At 71.3% G+C, this 15,759-nt stretch carries 11 protein-coding genes and 1 pseudogene; 7 read left to right on the top strand and 5 right to left on the bottom strand.

All coding sequences use genetic code 11. The features are described 5' to 3' along the window. The first annotated feature begins 91 nt into the window (after window positions 1–91). From AB0D67_RS07910 to AB0D67_RS07900, 3 genes and pseudogenes are all read left to right on the top strand, one after another. Window positions 92–394, top strand: a complete 303-nt coding sequence (locus AB0D67_RS07910; RefSeq protein ID WP_362931135.1) for a hypothetical protein — start codon at window positions 92–94, stop codon at window positions 392–394. A gap of 288 nt (window positions 395–682) precedes the next feature. Continuing rightward, complete coding sequence (locus AB0D67_RS07905; RefSeq protein WP_362931133.1) at window positions 683–2,281, top strand: recombinase family protein; 1,599 nt, start codon at window positions 683–685, stop codon at window positions 2,279–2,281. A 148-nt stretch (window positions 2,282–2,429) separates the two neighbouring features. Further along, window positions 2,430–4,458, top strand: a pseudogene (locus AB0D67_RS07900) (thioredoxin domain-containing protein). Between the two features lie 164 nt (window positions 4,459–4,622). Here the strand turns inward: AB0D67_RS07900 and AB0D67_RS07895 are convergent. Continuing rightward, window positions 4,623–6,836: a transglycosylase domain-containing protein gene (locus AB0D67_RS07895; RefSeq protein WP_362931131.1), complete on the bottom strand. Its 2,214-nt coding sequence runs from the start codon at window positions 6,834–6,836 to the stop codon at window positions 4,623–4,625. A gap of 104 nt (window positions 6,837–6,940) precedes the next feature. Continuing rightward, a complete protein-coding gene (locus AB0D67_RS07890) occupies window positions 6,941–7,420 on the bottom strand; it encodes an Lrp/AsnC family transcriptional regulator (RefSeq protein ID WP_362931129.1) in 480 nt (159 codons plus the stop codon). A gap of 102 nt (window positions 7,421–7,522) precedes the next feature. On the opposite strand from AB0D67_RS07890, the gene hppD reads away from it, so the two are divergent. From hppD to AB0D67_RS07875, 3 genes are all read left to right on the top strand, one after another. Then, window positions 7,523–8,632, top strand: a complete 1,110-nt coding sequence (gene hppD, locus AB0D67_RS07885) for a 4-hydroxyphenylpyruvate dioxygenase (RefSeq protein WP_362931127.1) — start codon at window positions 7,523–7,525, stop codon at window positions 8,630–8,632. A gap of 186 nt (window positions 8,633–8,818) precedes the next feature. After that, complete coding sequence (locus AB0D67_RS07880; RefSeq protein ID WP_362931125.1) at window positions 8,819–10,309, top strand: M1 family metallopeptidase; 1,491 nt, start codon at window positions 8,819–8,821, stop codon at window positions 10,307–10,309. Window positions 10,310–10,532: 223 nt separating this feature from the next. Beyond that, window positions 10,533–10,811, top strand: coding sequence for an FtsX-like permease family protein (locus AB0D67_RS07875; RefSeq protein ID WP_362931123.1), 279 nt, complete (start codon window positions 10,533–10,535; stop codon window positions 10,809–10,811). Between the two features lie 22 nt (window positions 10,812–10,833). Here AB0D67_RS07875 and AB0D67_RS07870 read toward each other — a convergent pair whose 3' ends face one another. The 3 genes from AB0D67_RS07870 to AB0D67_RS07860 form a co-directional block, all read right to left on the bottom strand. After that, a complete protein-coding gene (locus AB0D67_RS07870; RefSeq protein ID WP_362931121.1) occupies window positions 10,834–11,466 on the bottom strand; it encodes a LysE family translocator in 633 nt (210 codons plus the stop codon). Window positions 11,467–11,758: 292 nt separating this feature from the next. After that, window positions 11,759–12,883, bottom strand: coding sequence for an ROK family protein (locus AB0D67_RS07865; protein ID WP_362931119.1), 1,125 nt, complete (start codon window positions 12,881–12,883; stop codon window positions 11,759–11,761). 9 nt (window positions 12,884–12,892) lie between these two features. Beyond that, window positions 12,893–14,083 carry an FIST N-terminal domain-containing protein gene (locus tag AB0D67_RS07860; RefSeq protein WP_362931117.1) on the bottom strand — a complete coding sequence of 397 codons (1,191 nt, stop codon included), beginning with the start codon at window positions 14,081–14,083 and terminating at the stop codon, window positions 12,893–12,895. Window positions 14,084–14,234: 151 nt separating this feature from the next. Between AB0D67_RS07860 and AB0D67_RS07855 the strand changes: the two genes are divergently transcribed. Then, a complete protein-coding gene (locus AB0D67_RS07855) occupies window positions 14,235–15,632 on the top strand; it encodes a sigma 54-interacting transcriptional regulator (protein ID WP_362931115.1) in 1,398 nt (465 codons plus the stop codon). Window positions 15,633–15,759: the final 127 nt, after the last annotated feature.

The raw sequence follows: 15,759 nt of genomic DNA, 5'->3' as shown, positions 1-15,759 counted from the left end.
GCCGTCGGCTGAGCCGCCGGTGTCACCGATGGCACACGAAACCGTACGGCGACGCCGTACCCTGGCGGGAAAGCGAGGAAAGGCGGTACGGATGAGCACCCGGCCCGTCCACCGGCACGCGACCGACTCGCAGCGGGTACCTCGGACGATCGGCAGGATCTCCAGCGCGCTGCGCGGCGGACGGCGCGCCCGGTTCTTCGCGGAGCTGCTCGAAGCCCGTCAGGGACCGGAGCTGGACGGTGTGCTGACCGCCTGGTGGGGCCACGCGATGCTCGACACCGACCCCGACCGTGACCGCGTCCACGCGGCGGCCGAGGCCGGGACGCTGCCTACGACCACCATGGACGAGATCCTCCGCCGTCGGCGTCCCGTAGGAGCCGGTAGGAATCCGTAGGAACGAACAAGGAGAGTGTCCGGGAGTCGAGGACCACCGGGCGGGCGGCTCCTTCACGCGGCGTCCCGCCCAATGCCGCCGACGCTCTCTCCGAACAGTTCGCGGTGCGCCACCTCGCTCCCTCCGACACAACGCCATGGACGAGAAACCCATGCCGGTGAACGACTTCTCGTAATATTCTGTTAAACGTTGAGAACGTGGTCGATGAACAAGGCCGCTTAATTCCAGCATAAGGGTCATATCTCTTCAGATCGGAAAGGGTCCGCATTGCGTCCGCAAAAGGGAGAGGTGCTCGCAGAACTGGCGGAGCACGGGGTGCCGACAGGCATCCCATCTGTGGCCGAGTGCATTGAGCAGGGAGTCATCTGCCTGATCGCTTACGCACGTATCTCCGACACCAGGAGAGGCAAAAACGAGACCAGCGGGATCACCACCCAACATGGCTGCATGCGGATGCGGGTCCGCCGCATGGGCCCGCGATACCGAATCGTTCGCCGTTACATCGACAATGATCTATCCAGCGCGAAGAATGACTACAGACCTGAATACGAAGCCATGATCGACGACCTGATCCGGCACACCACTCCGGAGGGATATCCGGTGCATGGTGTCATCTGCACGGAGGAAGACCGCATCTACCGCCTGCCGGATCAGTGGCAACGGTTCGTCACCGCATTCCGGTCACATCCCGGTAGACATTTCTACGACCACGCCGGACACCAGGATCTGTACGCAGAAGGCGCTGATCTCAGAGGATTGATCAACGTCACCGTCAGCTTGGGCGAGATCAGGAAGAAGAAATCCCGTACTCGAATATGGCACGAAGGCCGCGCCATGCGAGGCATCCCGCACGTGGGGGTACGCCCCTTCGGCTGGTCGCCCGACGGCAGGATGTCAAATCCAGAAGAGGCTCCGTTGGTCCGCAAGGCCGTCGAGGCATGCATTGCCGGCGAGAGTTGGGCCGGCATCGTCCGCATCTTCCAGGAATCTGGAATCCCGACGCGCAGCGGTGGCCCTTGGCGGGGTCAAACTATAAAACAAATCGTTGCGAACCCCCGCAACGCGGGACTCAGGATGATCGACGGCACAGTCTATATGGACGAAGAAACCGGGCAGCCGAAAATCGGTGACTGGGAAACGATCTGCACCGTCGCAGAACTCGAACAGGTCTGGACACGGTACAGACCCCGCATCCGCCGCACCAGCCGGGACGTCCTTCCCGCGACCGGAGAGGAACCACGTCCAGCGGTTCCAGCCGAACGAGGCAGGTCCGTCGACAAGGCAACCAAGTATCTCCTGTCAGGTCACCTGAGATGTGGAAGGGTCCGACCCGACACGGAACGGCCGTGCATGGCGAAACTAAGGGGTACGGCTACCAATAAAGGCATAGCCGGTTACACCTACACCTGTCCGCCGAAGAGCGAAGGCGGATGCTCAGGCGTCGGCCGCTCGGGGCCGGAGACGGACAGGCGCATCGAAGAACTCGTCATCACGAAGATGAAGGAGCGGGCCACCCGAGCGACCCTTACCGAACCGTTCACGAAGGAGGGGGTGATCACCGAGCTTGACCGCAAGCTGGACGCCCTGCATCGAAAATGGCTCGCAGGCGAAATCACCGATGAACGGTACTTCACCGCGTCCATCGATATCAGAGATCACTTAGTGCGACTGCAGATGGAGCGCACCGCCTGGAAGAAGGAGCGGAAGGCGGCCGACGGGCCGTCCATGGACGTCGATCATTTATGGAGAGACGGCATGAACCTCGGCCAGAAGCGAGCGATCATCGCCGACATGTTCACAATGATCATCGTGAACCCCGTGGGAAGAGGGAGAAAGACCGGAAAGGAGCAGGCCATCCAGGTCGTATGGAGCCAAGGCTATGAATGACCAGGAAATCCAGGTCTCCCGTACGGTCTCGTCAGGTCATGATCGACATGATGTCCGCAGCGCCCCCGGCGAGTCCATCATCATCCGGCGCGACGGATGTTTCTCAGCACCCTCGTGTCACAGACGGGTCGCATGAGACCATGGGGGCATGAACCGACTGGGTAGCGAGACATCTCCCTACCTCCTCCAGCACGCCGACAACCCAGTTGACTGGCGGCCTTGGGGAGAGGAGGCGATGCAAGAAGCGAGACGGCGGGACGTTCCCCTACTGATCAGTGTGGGGTACTCATCCTGCCACTGGTTACCCGCTTCTTGACTTCACCTGATGTCACGTCATGGCGCACGAGTCCTTCGAGGACGGCGAGACCGCCGCGCTGATGAACGAGCACTTCGTCAACGTCAAGGTCGACCGGGAGGAGCGTCCGGACGTGGACGCGGTCTACATGACCGCGACCCAGGCCATGACCGGCCAGGGCGGGTGGCCGATGACGGTCTTCGCCACCCCGGACGGGCACCCCTTCTACGCCGGCACGTACTTCCCGCGGCCCCACTTCCAGCGGCTGCTGACCGGGGTCGCGAGCGCCTGGGCCCGTGACCGCGAGGCGGTGCTGGACCAGGGCTCGAAGATCGTCCAGGCGCTGAACGAGCAGGCGGCGCTGCCGTCGGGCCCGGTGCCGGACCGCGACACGCTGGACCGGGCCGTGCGGAGCCTGCGGCAGTCCTTCGACCCCGACCGCGGCGGGTTCGGCGGGGCGCCGAAGTTCCCGCCGTCGATGGCCCTGGAGTTCCTGCTGCGCTACGCCGCCGCCTCCCGGCCCACCGCCCCGGAGGGCGACCGGAGCGCCGCGGGCGAGGCGGCGGCCATGGCCGGGCGGACGCTGGAGGCGATGGCGCGGGGCGGCATCTACGACCAGCTGCGCGGCGGCTTCGCCCGATACAGCGTGGACGCCGGCTGGGTGGTGCCGCACTTCGAGAAGATGCTCTACGACAACGCCCTGCTGCTGCGGGTCTACACGCACTGGTGGCGCTCGACCGGGTCGGTGCTCGCCCGGCGGGTGGCGCTGGAGACCGCCGATTGGCTGCTGGCCGAGATGCGCACACCCGAGGGCGGCTTCGCCTCGGCGCTGGACGCCGACAGCGAGGGCGTGGAGGGGAGGTTCTACGTCTGGACGCCCGAGGAGATCACCGGGGTCCTGGGCGAGGACGACGGAGCCTGGGCCGTCTCGCTGTTCGAGGTGACCGGCACGTTCGAGCACGGCGCCTCGGTGCTGCAGCTCCTGGCCGACCCCGACGACCCCGAGCGGTTCGCCCGCGTCCGCGCCGCCCTGCTGGCCGCCCGGTCCGAGCGGGTACGGCCCGGCCGCGACGACAAGGTGGTGGCCGCCTGGAACGGCCTGGCGATCGCCGCCCTCGCCGAGGCCGGGGCGCTGTTCGACCGGCCCGACCTGGTGGAGGCGGCGCGGGCGGCGGCCACCCTGGTCGACGAGGTGCACGTCGACGGAGGCCAGCTGCTGCGCACGTCGCTCGGCGGCCGGGCCGGCACCGGCGCCGGCGTCCTGGAGGACTACGCTGACCTGGCCGAGGGTCTGCTCGCGCTGTACGGCGTGACCGGTGAGGTCCGCTGGTTCCGGCTCGCCGGGACGCTGCTGGACGGCGCGCTCGACCGGTTCGCGGACGGCGCCGGTGGGTTCTTCGACACCGCCGATGACGCCGAGCGGCTGTTTCAGCGCCCGCAGGACCCCACCGACAACGCGACCCCGTCGGGGTGGTTCGCCGTCGCGGGCGCGCTGCTGTCGTACGGGGCGCTGACCGGTTCGGCCCGGCACCGGGAGGCCGCGGAGGCGGCTCTGGGCACGGTGAGCGTCCTGGCCGACCGGCACGCCCGGTTCGCCGGGTGGGGGCTGGCGGTGGCCCAGGCGGCCGTCTCCGGCCCCGTGGAGGTCGCGGTGGTGGGCCCGGCCGGTGACCCGGCGACCGTCGCGCTGCACCGTGCGGCCCTGATGTCGCCCGCTCCGGGCATGGTCGTGGCGCTCGGCGAGCCCGGCACGGCCGGCGTCCCCCTCCTGGAAGGCCGGGGGACGGTGGACGGGGCCCCGGCGGCATACGTGTGCCGCGGGTTCGCCTGCCGGATGCCCGTCACCACGCCGGAGGCGCTCCGGGCCGAGCTGACCGCCTGACCCGCGGGCGGCGCGGCCCCGGGCCGGCCGAAAAGGCCGCCGCGGGGCCGGGCGGATCACCGCGTCATCCGCGGCATCCGTGTGGGAGCCGTCCGGGACGCGGCGGAGCGGTCAGGCGACGGGAACCTCTGGAAGGCGGGGGCCGTCCGGGGCGCCCGGCGCGGTCAGCCGACGGGGAACCGCTGGGCGGGGCCCTCCTGCCGGGCGGGGTCCTGGGTGCGGGGGTCGCCGCCGCCGGTCCCGTCGCCGAAGCCCTGGCCGGGGCCGCCGTCGCCCGTGCGGTCCGGTGGGCCGTTCCGGGGGTCGTTCTGCGGGCCCGTGCCGTCGCCCTGGCCGTCCCCGGGGCCGTCGTTCCGGGGGCCGGTCCCGCGGTCCCCGGGGTCGGGGGACGGCGGGCCGTCGTCGAACGGCGGGGCGGACGGGTCGTCGCGGAAGCCGCCGTCGCCGTAGCCGTCGTCGCCGTAGCCGTCGTCGGGCGAGGCGGAGGGGCCGTCGCCGCCGTAGGGGTCGTAGCCGTAGTCGGACGGCTCGGGGAACTCCTTGACCGGCTTGCCCTTCATCGCCTCGGCCATGAAGGCCCGCCAGACCTGCGCGGGGTAGCTTCCGCCGTACTGGACGGCCCCGTTGATGACCACCGGCTTGTGGTCGTCGCGGAACATGTCCACCGCGGTCGCGAGCTGCGGGGTGAAACCGGCGAACCACACCGACGCCGAGCCGTCGGTGGTGCCGGTCTTGCCGGCCACCGGCCGGTCGTAGAGGCGGGCGGCCGAGCCGGTGCCGCCCTCGACGACCTGGGTGAGCGCGTAGGTGGCGTCGGCGGCGGTCTGCTCGCCGAAGGCCCGCCTGCCCTTGGCGTCGAACTTCGTGACCTTGCCCAGGGCGTCGGTCACCGACCGGATCACGTGGGCGTCACGGTGGACGCCGCCCGCGGCGAACGTGGCGAAGCCGGAGGCGTTCTGCACCGCGCTCACCGACGCCACGCCCAGCGGGAGCGTGGGCGCGCCGCGGTGCGGGGTGAGCTGCTCGGCGGGGATGCCCGCGGCCTTGGCCGCCTTGACGACCTTGTCCAGGCCGACCTTCTGCCCGAGGTCGACGAAGGCGGTGTTCACCGAGTTGCGGGTGGCGGTGACGAGGTCGATCTGGCCGTAGGAGGTGCCGCCGGAGTTGGGGATGGGGTCCTCGGGGGCGGAGGCGACCGTCATCGGCGAGTTGCCGTTCACCCGCGTGCCGAGGCCGAGGCCGTTCTCCAGCGCCGCGGCCAGCGTGTACGCCTTGAACGTCGAGCCGGCCTGCACCTTGGCGGAGAAGGAGTTGTCGAACTTGTTGGCGTCGTAGTCGCGCCCGCCGTAGAAGGCGACGACCTCGCCGGTGCCGGGGTCGACGGCGGCCAGGCCGGTGCGGACCTTCTTCGTGGTGCCGGCGGGCATGACGGAGGTGACGGCCCGCTGGGCCGCGGCCATGAGGTTCTTGTCGAAGGTCGACACGATCTTCAGGCCGCCCTGGTTGACGGCCTCGTCGGTGTATCCCCGGCGTTTGAGCTCGGCGGCCACCTGGTCGAGCATGTAGCCCTGCTGGCCCTTGAGGGAGAAGACCGGGCGGGGCTTCCTGAGGGTGGGGAAGGTGGTGGCGGCGGCCTGCTGGGGCGTCAGCGCGCCGATCTGCGTCATGCCGTCGACCACCGACCGCCAGCGCGTCCGGGCGGCGTCGAGGTCGGCGCCGTGCGGGTCGGCGAACCGGGACGGCTGCTGGATCACCGCGGCGAGGTAGGCGCCCTCGGCGACGTCGAGCTTGGCGACGTCCTTGCCGAAGTACGCCTGGGCCGCGGCCTGGACGCCGTCGGCGCCCCGGCCGAAGTAGATCGTGTTGAGGTACTGCTCCAGCACCCAGTCCTTGGGCTTGGACTGGTCGACCTTCAAGGAGATCATCACCTCCTTGAGCTTGCGGACGATGGAACGTTCCTGGCTCAGGCCGCTGTAGTAGTTGCGGACCATCTGCTGGGTGATCGTCGAGCCGCCCTGGAGCTGCTGACCGGTGACCGTGGACCACATGGCGCGGAAGGTGCCCCTGAGCGAGACGCCCTTGTCGTCGTAGAAGGAGCGGTTCTCGGCGGCGATGACGGCGTTCCTGACGCTCTCCGGCACCTGGGCCAGGGGCACGCTGCGGCGGTTGACCCCCTGCTTGGCCAGCACGGTCTTGCCGTCGCGATAGTAGATCACCGAGCCCTGCGCGGTGGCCTTCGGCTGTGTGCTGTCCGGGATGGGGGTCATCGCCCACACCACCCCGAGAACGCCCACCATGGAGACGATGACGACGCCCAAGGCGATCAGCGTCAGCCGCAGGAACCGCCGTCCCGGCCTTCTCTTCCCGCCCTCTCGCACGCGGTGACCCCCATCCCCTGGCGCGGCCGACCCCCCGTCAACTGCGCGAACCGTAAGGGTAAACGATGCATAACGGTGCCTGAACCCTGCTTGGGATGGTACGGCTAGCTCTTGACCTGGCGCGGCACATCGGCCACCAAAGGGAGGACCCGGTATGGCACGGGAGTGTCCAAGGCGATCACCGACGAGGTCCTGACCACCCCGTGGACGTCAACGATCAGGTCAATGACCCGCTGGAGATCGGCATTGCTGCGCGCCACGACCCGGCAGAGCATGTCGTCCCCGCCGGTGATCGTGTGCACCTCCAGCACCTCGGGGATGGCGGCGAGCTGGTCGACGACCGGGTCGTGCCCGCTGATCTGACGGATCTGCAGGGTGACGAAAGCGGTGACGTCGTAGCCGAGCGCCGCGGGTGACACGTCGGGCCCGAACCCGGTGATCACTCCCCGGGCGGACAGCCGGTCGAGGCGGGCCTGCACGGTGCCCCGGGCCACGCCCAGCCGCCGGGAGCACTCCAGCACCCCGAGCCTCGGTTCCCTGGTGAGCAGGGCGATGAGCCGGGCGTCGAGCTGATCGATCGTCATGATGTCCAGATACCCCCGGAAGGTGCGCGGCCGAATGGGCATATTGTCCAGTAATTCACGTAACTCTTGCGCACACAGCTCATGAAATCCGAAAGTATCGGCATGAGGGACAACTTTCCTGTGAACGGCATGGACGCCGTGGTCTTCGCCGTGGGCAACGCCAAGCAGGCCGCCCATTACTACTCCAGCGCCTTCGGCATGAAGCTGGTGGCGTACCGGGGGCCCGAGACCGGCAGCCGTGACGAGGTCTCCTACGTCCTGACCTCCGGCGGCGCCCGGTTCGAGCTGCGTGGCGCGGTGCGCGCGGGCACCGGGGTGTCCCGGCACGTCGCCGAGCACGGCGACGGCATCATCGACCTGGCCATCGACGTCCCCGACGTGGAGGCCGCCTACTCCTACGCGATCTCCCAGGGCGCCCGGGGGCTGGCCGAGCCGTACACCGTGGAGGACGAGCACGGGAAGGTCGTGATGGCGGCGATCGCCACCTACGGCGAGACCCGGCACACCCTGGTCGACCGGTCCAACTACAGCGGGCCGTACCTGCCGGGCTTCGTCGCCGCCGAGCCGATCGTCGCGGCGCCCGCGGTGAAGAACGGCCGCTTCTTCCAGGCCGTCGACCACTGCGTGGGCAACGTCGAGCTCGGCCGGATGGACGAGTGGGTGGAGTTCTACAAGAAGGTCATGGGCTTCACCAACATGGCCGAGTTCGTCGGCGACGACATCGCCACCGAGTACTCGGCGCTGATGTCGAAGGTCGTCGCGGACGGCACCCGCAAGGTGAAGTTCCCGCTCAACGAGCCGGCGGTCTCCCGGAAGAAGTCGCAGATCGACGAGTACCTGGAGTTCTACGGCGGTCCGGGCGTCCAGCACGTCGCGCTGGCCACCAACGACATCCTCAGCGCCGTGGACCACATGCGGGCCGCCGGCGTCGACTTCCTCGACACGCCCGACTCCTACTACGACGACCCGGAGCTGCGCGCCCGCATCGGCGAGGTCCGCGCCCCGATCGAGGAGTTGAAGAAGCGCAAGATCCTGGTCGACCGCGACGAGGACGGCTACCTCCTGCAGATCTTCACCAAGCCGGTTCAGGACCGCCCGACGGTGTTCTTCGAGCTGATCGAGCGGCACGGCTCGCTCGGCTTCGGCAAGGGCAACTTCAAGGCGCTCTTCGAGGCGATCGAGCGCGAGCAGGACCGCCGCGGCAACCTCTGACGCCGCCCGCGCGGCCTTTCCGGGCGTCCTGCCGCCCGGAAAGGCCGCGGCGCGAACGGGTCATCCGCGACACGACCCCACGGACACCCCCGGCCGATGCTCCGTTACCGTGGGTAGCACCTCCCCGTCACGTAGTCTGCGTGCGGTGCCCGGCACGGTCCGGGCCCGGAAGGGGGATCCACGGGCATGGCGTCCGGTCGACTGGCCATCGGGGCAACCGCCACGTTTCTCAGCACGCTCGCCGCGTTCGGCGGGGTCGGTGCGACCGCGTGCACGGCGTCGAAGGGGGAGGCGGCTCCCGCGGCCCCCGCGGCCTCCACAGCCCACGTCGCCGACGGCGATCCGGCGCCCCGGCACGACGCCCGGCGATCGGGGCGGATCGGGGCCCCCGGGATCGGCGATCCCGACTTCCCCGCCGACGGCAACGGCGGCTACGACGTCGAGCACTACGGCCTGCGGATCGGCTACGACCCGCCCTCCCGGCGCCTGGAGGGCGTGGCCACGATCACGGCGAAGGCCACCCAGGACCTGGACGCGTTCAACCTCGACCTGTCGGGCTTCCGCGTCGCCCGGGTCACCGTGGACGGGCGGGCGGCGACGTTCGCCCGGGCCGGCACCGAGCTGACCGTGACCCCCGCGACGCCCCTCCCGGCCTCCGGCCGCTTCACCGTCGTGGTCTCCTACGACGGCGAGCCCAAGCCGATCACCGGTTCCTCCAACCTCGGCACCTACGGGTTCATCCCGACCCGTGACGGCGCCTTCGTCACCAGCGAGCCCAACGGCGCCAAGACCTGGTTCCCCGGTAACGACCATCCCGCCGACAAGGCCGGCTACGACTTCGAGGTCACCGTCCCGGCCGGGCTGACCGTGCTGGCCAACGGTGAGATGGTCGGCGCCCCGGTGACGAGCGGGGGCAGGACGACCTTCCGCTGGCGCGAGAGCCACCCCATGGCGACCTACCTCGCCACCATCACGCTGGGCCGGTTCGAGCTGCGTCAGGGCACGACGGCCTCCGGGATCGCGAACCTCGCGGCGGTCGACCCCCGCTACCGCGACTCCCTGGGCAGGCTGTACAGCCAGTCGGGGCGGATCACCGACTACTGGAGCACGGTGTTCGGCCCCTACCCGTTCTCCTCCACCGGCGGCGTGATCGACGACTTCTCCGCGGGTTACGCCCTGGAGAACCAGACCAAGCCCATGTACGGCGGGTTCGTCCCCGACGACGACACCGTCGCCCACGAGCTGGCCCACCAGTGGTTCGGCGACAGCCTGAGCATCCGGCGGTGGAAGGACCTGTGGCTCAACGAGGGCTTCGCGACGTACGCCGAGTGGCTGTGGAAGGAGCACAACGGCGTCCCCGCCGAGCGGTCCTTCCGCGCCACGTACGACGCGCACCCCGCGGGCGACGCGATCTGGAAGTATCCCCCCGGCCGCGCGCAGCCGCAGGACCTGTTCAACGACTCCGTCTACCGGCGCGGCGGGATGGCGCTGCACGCGCTGCGGCGGAGCATCGGCGACGCGGCGTTCTTCAAGGTCCTGCGGACCTGGACGGCCGAGCACCGCTACGGCTACGTGACGACCGAGGAGTTCGTCGCCCTGGCGGAGCGGATCTCCGGCAGGCAGCTCGACGCCCTCTTCGACGCCTGGCTGTTCAAACCGGTCAGACCCGCCGCCTGACATCCGCCAGGCCGGACCCGCCCCGGGACCACCGGCCGCACCGCACCGGCCGCGTCCCGGCGTTCCGGCGCTCGGACAGACTCGCCCCCTGCTCGAAACGGCCGAGCCGGGACGCGCGCTGCCCCCGCTCCGCGAGGCGCGGGCGCTGGTCTCCGGCGGGCTGCGGGCCAGGATCGTCGCGGCGGCGGACCGGCCGGCCTGGCTCGACGGCCTGCACCTCGAGGTGACCGCGCTGTGTGCCGTCCAGCTCGCGACGCTGGTGCCGTACGCCGCCCAGTTCCTCCTGGAGTCCACCCTGATCGGCATGACCGGCGGGGTGATCGGCGCCGGAGCCGGCCTGGTCTCCGTCGTCGCCATCTCGGCCGCGCAGCGGTGGACCCCCGTCCTCGACGCCCGCCTCGCCCTGGCCGCGCCCGTGGCCGGCGCCCTGGTCGGCCTGCTCGCCGGCCTCTACCCCGCCCTCCGCGCCGCCCGCATGGAACCGGCGGACGCCCTGCGGTGAGCGGGGGTTCCCATCCTGGGAGTCAGGGGCGGGCGGAGAAGGCCAGGCGGATGCCCAGCGCGACGAGGACCGTCCCGGAGAGACCGTCGATCACCCGGCGCGCCGTGGGCCGGGCGAAGACCCTGCGCAGTGCGCCGACGAAGTTGGCCACTCCGAGGAACCACGCCATGGTGATGACGAGAGCGATCACCGACAGCGCCAGTGTGTCCCCCGGCGACGCCCCGTCGGGCAGGAACTGCGGCATCAACGCCACGAAGAACACCGCGGCCTTGGGATTCAGCACGTTGCACAGCAGGCCCTCGCGGAACGCCGTCCAGAGGCCCGTCTGATCGGCCCGCCGGGTGTCCGGCCCGGCGTCTCCGCCACGTACCGCCGCGACGAACATCCGGACGCCCAGATAGATCAGGTAGACGGCTCCCGCGATCTTGACGATCGTGTAGGCGAGCGCCGACGCGGCCACCAGCGCCGCCACCCCGGCCGCCGCGGCCACCGCCCAGACGAACACGCCGGCCGCGATGCCCAGCGCCGCGGCCATGCCCCGCTGCCTGCCCGAGACGGCGGAGCGCCGGACGACCACGGCGAAGTCGGGCCCCGGCGACATCGCCCCGAGCAGCACCACACCGCCGAACGCGAGCAGGTGTGGCATGGACGTCATGGCTGCCTCCACGGACCTGGGGGATGGGCCCCGGAGGCCGGAACCCGGCTGCCCCAAAAGGTAACACGCCAGAACTTCCCCCCTCATCCGTCTCATTCATCCCATCCGTTTGGCGGCCGGTGGAGTCCTACGAGGTCCGTCCGGTGGGCCGGCGGCAGAGGACACCGCGGTCGCGCGCCCCAGGTCATCCTGGTCCCGGAACGCGACGGCCCGGCGGAGGATCACCCTCCGGTGGACGCCCGAGCTGATCCCGGACTTCGGGGACGGGCGGCTCAAGGTCGGCCGGGACCGTTCAGCGGGACCAGTAGCGGTCGGCGGCGAGGATGAGGGCGGCGGCGCCGACCAGGCCCGCGTCCTGGCCCAGGGCGGCCGGGACGACCCTGACCCGCCGGGCGAAGCCCATCCGCGTGTGCTCCCGCAGCGCCGCCCGCAGCGGATCGAACAGCAGCGGTCCGGCCTGGGAGAGGCCCCCGCCGACGGTGACCACGTCGAGGTCGCAGAGGTTCACCGCGGAGGCGATGGCCACGCCCAGCGCCCGGCCCGCGCGGCCCATCGCGGCGAGGGCGATCTCGTCGCCCGCCGCGGCGTCCAGGGCGAGCCGTCTCCCGCTGGCCGCCGCCTCCTCCACGTAGCCGGGTCCGGCGCCCGGCTCCCCCGCGTCGCCGGAGCCGGTGTCCGGTGCCGTGCCGGCTGCTCCGCCGTACGGCGGAGCGCCCCCGTCGGCCGCCTCGCCGTACGGCGGAGCGGCCGGCCCTGTGCCGACCCGTCCGGGACGCCCGGATCGGGAGGCGGCGCCCGGGACCCAGCCCTGCTCGACCGCCCAGGCCGCCAGCCCCGGGCCGCGGGCGATCGCCTCCAGGCAGCCCCGGCCGCCGCACCGGCACTCGGGCCCGTCCGGGTCGACCACGACGTGCCCGATGTGCCCGGCGTTGCCGCTGCCGCCGTCGATCAGCCGGCCGCCGAGGATCAGCCCGCCGCCCACGCCCGTGGAGACGACCATGCCGAGCATGTTGGCGCTGCCCCGGCCCGCGCCGTACCAGTGCTCGGCGGCGGCCAGGCAGACCGCGTCGTTGTGGACGCGCACGGGGACCCCGGGGAACCGCGCGGCGAGCCGGGCCCGCAGCGGGAAGCCGCGCCAGCCGGGCATGTTCAGCGGCGAGACCTCGCCCTCGGGCCAGGTCATCGGGCCGCCGCAGCCCACCCCGACCCCGGTGACAGCGCCGCTCCCGCGGTCGTCGCAGCCCGCCGCGCGCAGCACGGAGCCGACGAGGCCGACGAGCGTCTCCCACAGGGCCGCCGCGTCACCGCCGGGCGGCGTCGCGACCCGGCGGGCCTCCTGGACGTTTCCGGTGTGGTCCACGAGGGCGGCGGCGAGCTTCGTCCCCCCGACGTCCACGGCGAGCACCGACTGGGGCATCCGCCGATCCTACGGCCCCTCCGCGGACGGCCGGGAGGAGAAGACCAGGACGGACGCGGTGAACCCGTGCACGTGGTTCTGCCCGGCCACCGGGCCGACCTCCCCCGCCGCGAAGAACCCGGCCACGCTGACCGGGCCGAGGGTATCGCGGACCGCGGCGGCGTCGTGGTCGGAGCTGCCGAACATGGCCGAGCCCCGGCCGTTGCAGGAGAACAGCAGCGCGCCGTCCACGTCGCCGAACTCCTCCCGGTGGGCGTCGAGCAGCTCGTAGAGGTCCTCGTCGGCGGTGGCGGCGTCGCGCACCTGGAAGCGCACGGTACGGCCGACCTCGACGACGTCGCCGATGGCCACCGCCTCCCGCTCGGGGTCGATGCCGAGCACGCCCCGGATCAGGAAGTCGCCGCGCTCGTGCCGCTCGGCGTACTCGTCCATGGCGACGCCGATCTGCAGCCCGGAGGCGACCAGCTCCCGGTCGTCCTCGTCCAGCGCGCTGACGATCTCCTCCAGCCGGGCGAGGGCGGGCTGGCCGGCGAGCTCCAGCAGGAGGTTCTCCTCGACGGCGGTGACGGCCATCGTGGGGCCGATCGGCCTGCACCCCTGGCTGACCAGGGTGCTGACGCTGAGCGAGCCGCCGAGCAGCACCCCGACGGCGCCCTCGGTGTAGACCTGCCCGTCGGCGAACAGCCGCACCGCCCCGCGGCCCCCGGTCGCGTTGGCCATGCCGCCGACCAGCGGGAGGGCGCCCAGCACCTCGTGGGAGCGCTCGACGAAGCCGTCGGTGGGGAAGCTGTAGGGGTCGGCGAGCAGGATGGCCGCGTGGTCGTCCGGGGTGTTCTCCGGCAGTCCGACCACGACGAAGCGGTCGTCGGTGCGCAGCGTGTCCAGGGCGAAGGTCGTCAGCCGCGCCCCGTCGAGGGTCGCGGCCCAGGCGCTCACCGACGGCGTGGTCTCCACGCCCTGACCGTCGCCGATCACCCCCGTGGCGCTGCATCCGATCACCGCGGCGCCCTCGGCCATCCGCATCGCCCGCAGCCCCGCGCGGGCGACCTCGTCGGGGTCGTCGCCGCAGATGAAGAAGCAGAGCAGGTCGGGTGATCCGCTGAGGCCGCCCAGGGCCTGGCGGACCGCGTTCTCGGTCGCCCCGACCAGGTCGGATCCGACGGCGAGACCATCGGCGAAACGGCTCGTCAACAGCGCCACGCGCCTCGCCTCTCCTTCTTGCCCGAAATCTTGTCCTGGAGCGATTCTCCCCACTGATGGACCAGGCACGCCCACCGGCGGCCAACAATGGCGAAGATCCGAAACCGGGATAAGAGTGCCGGTTTCGGAGCGGGCGACGTAGGCTCGTTGCGTGCCTCACACTCCAGAGCCACGAACTCTGCGCGAGCTTCGCGCGAGCGGCCATATCCACCGGACCACCAAGGCCGAGATCCGCGAGAACCTCCTGGCCCGGCTCAGATCGGGGGAGTCGCGGTTCCCCGGCATCGTGGGATTCGACGACACCGTCCTGCCCCAGCTGGAGCGGGCCCTGCTCGCCGGGCACGACCTGGTCCTGCTGGGCGAGCGCGGCCAGGGCAAGACCCGGCTGATCCGCACCGTCACCGGCCTGCTCGACGAGTGGACCCCGGTGGTGGACGGCTGCGAGATCAACGACCACCCCTACGCGCCCTCCTGCGTGCGCTGCCGCCGCCTGGCCGGTGAGCTGGGCGAGGAGCTTCCGGTCTCCTGGCGGCACCGGGACGAGCGCTACGGCGAGAAGCTCGCCACGCCCGACACCTCCGTGGGCGACCTGATCGGCGACGTCGACCCCATCAAGATCGCCGAGGGGCGCACGCTCGGCGATCCGGAGACCGTCCACTACGGCCTGGTGCCGCGGAGCAACCGGGGAGTCTTCTCCGTCAACGAGCTGCCCGACCTCGCCGAGCGCATCCAGGTGGCACTGCTCAACGTGCTGGAGGAGCGCGACATCCAGGTGCGCGGCTACAACCTGCGGCTGCCGCTGGACCTCCTGCTGATCGCCAGCGCCAACCCCGAGGACTACACCAACCGCGGCCGGATCATCACCCCGCTGAAGGACCGCTTCGGCGCGGAGATCCGCACCCACTACCCGCTGTCGATCGAGACCGAGCTCTCCCTCATCCGGCAGGAGGCCGACCTCGGCCACGTCGGCGCGGACCTGCCCGACCACCTGGTCGAGACGATCGCGCGCTTCACCCGGCTGGTCCGCGAGTCCACCGCGGTGGACTCGCGGTCGGGCGTGTCGGCCCGCTTCTCCATCGCCGCCGCCGAGACCGCCGCGGCCTCGGCCGTACGGCGGGCCGCGCTGACCGGTGAGGAGCGCGCGGTGGCCCGGGTGGCCGACCTGCCGGGCATCGTGCACACGCTGCGCGGCAAGGTGGAGTTCGAGGTCAGCGAGGAGGGCCGGGAGACCGAGGTGCTGGCCCACCTGCTGCGCCGGGCGGTGGCCGAGACGTTCCGCGGCACCCTGGGCGGCATGGACCTCAGCGCGCTGCTGGAGAAGTTCTCCCAGGGCGTCCAGGTCGAGTCCGGACCGCTGGTCCCGGCCTCGGAGCTGCTGGGCAGGATCGGCCCGGTGACCGGCCTGGCGAAGATCATGGAACGGCTCGGCATCGGCAACGAGTCCCCGGGGCACGCCGCGGCGGCGCTGGAGTTCGCCCTGGAGGGTCTCTACCTCCTGCGCCGGCTGTCCAAGGACGAGACGGACGGCGGGGCGGTCTACCGCACCTGATCCACCCGCCCCGCGGGGACGCCGCGGGGACCTCGTGGGGACACCGTAGGAGAACCGGTGGAACCGCGGGAACACCGGCGGCCCTCCGGCCCTCCGGCAGGAGCCGTCGGCCCATCGGGCCCATCGC

This window comes from Streptosporangium sp. NPDC048047 (assembly GCF_040653115.1).
GTDB lineage: Bacteria > Actinomycetota > Actinomycetes > Streptosporangiales > Streptosporangiaceae > Streptosporangium.
The sequence above is the reverse complement of the archived record's forward strand: the minus strand, read 5'-3'. Positions and strand labels throughout refer to the sequence as shown.

What these genes read in the sequence shown, in the direction of transcription:
- AB0D67_RS07865 (WP_362931119.1), bottom strand. Translation starts at nt 12,883, where the DNA reads ATGCCCCAGTCGGTGCTCGCCGTGGACGTCGGGGGGACGAAGCTCGCC.
- AB0D67_RS07880 (WP_362931125.1), top strand. Translation starts at nt 8,819, where the DNA reads ATGGCGTCCGGTCGACTGGCCATCGGGGCAACCGCCACGTTTCTCAGC.
- hppD (WP_362931127.1), top strand. Translation starts at nt 7,523, where the DNA reads ATGAGGGACAACTTTCCTGTGAACGGCATGGACGCCGTGGTCTTCGCC.
- AB0D67_RS07890 (WP_362931129.1), bottom strand. Translation starts at nt 7,420, where the DNA reads ATGACGATCGATCAGCTCGACGCCCGGCTCATCGCCCTGCTCACCAGG.
- AB0D67_RS07870 (WP_362931121.1), bottom strand. Translation starts at nt 11,466, where the DNA reads ATGACGTCCATGCCACACCTGCTCGCGTTCGGCGGTGTGGTGCTGCTC.
- AB0D67_RS07910 (WP_362931135.1), top strand. Translation starts at nt 92, where the DNA reads ATGAGCACCCGGCCCGTCCACCGGCACGCGACCGACTCGCAGCGGGTA.